Here is a 3543-nt window from a genome sequence, read left to right on the forward strand (position 1 = left end):
GGGCATCGGCAACAACTGGCAGGTGCTCGTGAAGGCCACCGCGCTGGTGTCGATCATCGGCCTCGCGGACGTCGTGAAGGCCGCGCAGGACGCCGGCAAGAGCACGTTCAACATGTTCTTCTTCATCCTCATTGCGGCGTTGATCTATCTTGCGATCACGACCGTTTCCAACCTCGTGCTGATCCAGCTCGAGAAGCGTTATTCCACGGGCGTGCGGCACGCAGAACTATGATCGAGATCCTCCAGGAATTCGGCCAGGCGTTCCTTTACTGGGACGGCCAGCGCCTCTCCGGCCTTGCGGTGACGCTGTGGCTGCTCGTCGCGTCGATTTCGTTCGGCTTCGTGTGCGCGGTGCCGCTCGCGGTCGCGCGCGTGTCGAAGAAGAAGTGGTTGTCGATGCCGGTGCGGTTCTACACGTACGTGTTCCGCGGCACGCCGCTCTACGTGCAGCTGCTGCTGCTGTACACCGGCATGTACAGCCTCGAGTTCGTGCGTTCGCATTCGTTGCTCGACGCGTTTTTCCGCAGCGGCTTCAACTGCGCGATCCTCGCGTTCGCGTTGAACACCTGCGCGTACACGACCGAGATCTTCGCGGGCGCGATTCGCGCGATCCCGCACGGCGAGGTCGAGGCGGCACGTGCGTACGGGATGTCGCCGTTCACGATGTACCGCCGCGTGATCCTGCCGTCGGCGCTGCGCCGTGCGTTGCCGCTGTACAGCAACGAGGTGATCCTGATGCTGCACGCGACCACCGTCGCGTTCACGGCAACCGTGCCCGACATCCTGAAGGTCGCGCGCGATGCCAATTCCGCAACCTACATGGCGTTCCAGTCGTTCGGGATCGCCGCGCTGATCTATCTTGCGGTATCGTTCGCACTCGTCGCGGCATTTCGCCGGGCGGAGCGCCACTGGCTCGCGTATCTCGCGGCCGGCCGTCATTGATTTCATTCGAGGAGAGCCAGATGGCCGAGATCACTCAAACGAGCGCGTCCGCTTCCACCAAGCTTGCCGCGGTCGACATTCACAAGCGCTATGGCGACAACGAGGTGCTCAAGGGCGTGTCGCTGAACGCGAAGGCCGGCGACGTCATCAGCATCATCGGCGCGAGCGGCTCGGGCAAGAGCACGTTCCTGCGCTGCATCAATTTCCTCGAGCGGCCGAATGCGGGGCAGATCGTCGTCGACGGCGAGGCCGTGCGCACGAAGACCGACCGTGCCGGCGCGCTCGAGGTGGCCGATCACAAGCAGTTGCAGCGCATCCGCACGAAGCTCGCGATGGTGTTCCAGCACTTCAATCTGTGGGCGCACATGAACGTGCTCGAGAACGTGATGGAAGCGCCGGTGCACGTGCTCGGCATTTCGAAGAAGGAAGCCGAGGAGCGTGCGCGCGAGTACCTGGAGAAGGTCGGCTTGCCGCCGCGCGTCGAGAAGCAGTATCCGTCGCATCTGTCGGGCGGCCAGCAGCAGCGGGTCGCGATCGCGCGAGCGCTTGCGATGCATCCGGACGTGATGCTGTTCGACGAACCGACGTCGGCGCTCGATCCCGAGTTGGTCGGTGAAGTGCTGAAGGTGATGCAGAAGCTGGCCGAGGAAGGGCGCACGATGATTGTCGTCACGCACGAGATGGGTTTCGCGCGCAACGTGTCGAATCATGTGATGTTCCTGCATCAGGGACGGACCGAGGAAGAGGGTGATCCGAAGGAGGTGCTGGTGCGTCCGCAGAGCGAGCGTCTGAAGCAGTTCCTGTCGGGCAGTCTCAAGTAACGCGAAGGGCGGGTTTCATACGTGGTACCGGTGTCTCGTCCCGCAGGCGCCACCCGCACGACGCAGGTGGCGATCGTTGCATTGCCGCCCGTGTCGATGTCGGGTGTGGGTCCGATCGTCGATGCGTTGAATCTCGCGAACGAGATCGACGGGCGTTTGCTGTATCGCTGGCAGGTGTGTTCGTGGGATGGGCGGCCCGTGCCGCTCGCCGGCGGTGCGCAGTGGCAGGCCGATGCGGCGTTCAACGATGCGATCGCGTGCGACTGGCTGATTGTCGTGTCGGAGCGGTTTCAGCAGTTTGCCGACTATCGGTTGTTTCTTGCGAGCCTCGCGCGGGTCGGGCAGCGCACGCCGGTCGTCACGGGCATTCACCACGGCGTGTGGTGGCTCGCGATGGCCGGGCAGCTTTCCGGGTATCGCGTCAGCGTGAACTGGGAGACGTATCAGCAGTTCGCCGAACAGTTCGAACGGTCGATCGTCACGCAGCAGATCTTCGAGATCGATCGCGGTCGGGCGACCTGTGCCGGTGGGCAGGCTACTGTCGATTTCATGCTGGCCATGATCGGCCGGGAACATGGGGCGGATCTCTCGGAGCGGATTGCCGATGCGCTTGGGGCCGGCACGCTGCGCAGCGGCGAGGAGCGGCAGCGGATTCCTTTTGTTACCGCGCCCGGTGAGCGACATCCTCGGTTGAACGATGCCTTGCTTTTGATGGAAGCCAATATCGAGGATCCCTTGACGACCGATGAGATCGCTGGGCTCGTTGGCGTTTCGCGCCGGCAACTGGAGCGGCTCTTTCGGCAGTATCTCGGGGCCATGCCCTCGAAGTATTACCTCAATCTTCGGTTGCTCAAGGCTCGCACCCAGTTGCAGCGGACCAGCAAGTCAGTCGTTCAAGTCAGTCTCGTTTGCGGGTTCTCTTCCGCTGCGCATTTTTCTAATGCTTATCGCGAGCGGTTTGGGGTCACGCCTCGGGAAGATCGGCGAGCCTGGCTCGAGAAGCAGACCGGTGGTGGCAGCGAGCCTCGAGGGGGCGCGCTTGTCGAGCGCGAGAAGGATTGAGGTCGGTTTTGGTGGTGCGCTTTCGTTTCGCGTGAAGCACCTGTGATCGTGTCGGTCTATTAGCGTCGCCCCTGCGCGGGGCAGCGGTCACTTTTCTTTGTCTTGCCAAAGAAAAGTAACCAAAAGAAAGGCGCTCGGATAACGCATGACTTCCCGGTGCCGTAGCAACCAGAGTGGCCCTCGCCTAAGTGTCCGCGCCAGTCAGGAACCCGGAGTGGTTCGAGCAATGGTTCTGACACCTCCCACTACCCAACAGAGCGGTATACCGCCCGCTAGCTCCGTCCTCGCTTCGCTCGGCCGACAGGTCCGCCCATCCCCCTGTCAATGTTGTCGGTCGATTGGTTTCCACAATCGTGACGGATAACACATGCATCCAGTAAATCGAGATCGTCGCGGCGTGCGCAGCGAGCGACGTCTTGCTGATTTGGGGAACTGATCTGTGGGCTGTCGTTGCTGTTGCGTGGGCGTACGAATTGCGGCTGAAGTACCTTGCGACCGAGCGAAGCGAGGACGGAGCTAGCGGGCGGTATACCGCTCTGTTGGGTAGTGGGGGGTGTCAGAACCATTGCTCGAACCACTCCGGGTTCCTGACTGGCGTGGACACTTAGGCGAGGGCCACTCTGGTTGCTACGGCACCGGGAAGTCATGCGTTATCCGGGCGCCTTTCTTTTGGTTACTTTTCTTTGGCAAGACAAAGAAAAGTGACCGCTGCCCCGCG

General features: G+C 62.2%; 3 protein-coding genes and 1 pseudogene. All 4 read left to right on the forward strand.

Annotation, left to right across the window (positions count from 1 at the left end):
* Positions 1-232, forward strand: a pseudogene (locus ACTJKF_RS31300) (histidine ABC transporter permease); the annotation flags it as partial.
* Complete coding sequence (locus ACTJKF_RS31305; RefSeq protein ID WP_440628999.1) at positions 229-942, forward strand: ABC transporter permease; 714 nt, start codon at positions 229-231, stop codon at positions 940-942. The pseudogene ACTJKF_RS31300 and the gene ACTJKF_RS31305, both read left to right, overlap by 4 nt.
* A 20-nt stretch (positions 943-962) precedes the next feature.
* Positions 963-1763, forward strand: a complete 801-nt coding sequence (locus ACTJKF_RS31310; protein ID WP_031400070.1) for an ABC transporter ATP-binding protein — start codon at positions 963-965, stop codon at positions 1761-1763.
* Positions 1764-1784: 21 nt separating this feature from the next.
* Positions 1785-2825 carry a GlxA family transcriptional regulator gene (locus tag ACTJKF_RS31315; RefSeq protein WP_440629001.1) on the forward strand — a complete coding sequence of 347 codons (1041 nt, stop codon included), beginning with the start codon at positions 1785-1787 and terminating at the stop codon, positions 2823-2825.
* Positions 2826-3543 lie beyond the last annotated feature (718 nt).

Origin of the sequence: Burkholderia sp. 22313, assembly GCF_052045245.1 — a bacterium.
In the GTDB taxonomy this organism is placed as follows: domain Bacteria; phylum Pseudomonadota; class Gammaproteobacteria; order Burkholderiales; family Burkholderiaceae; genus Burkholderia.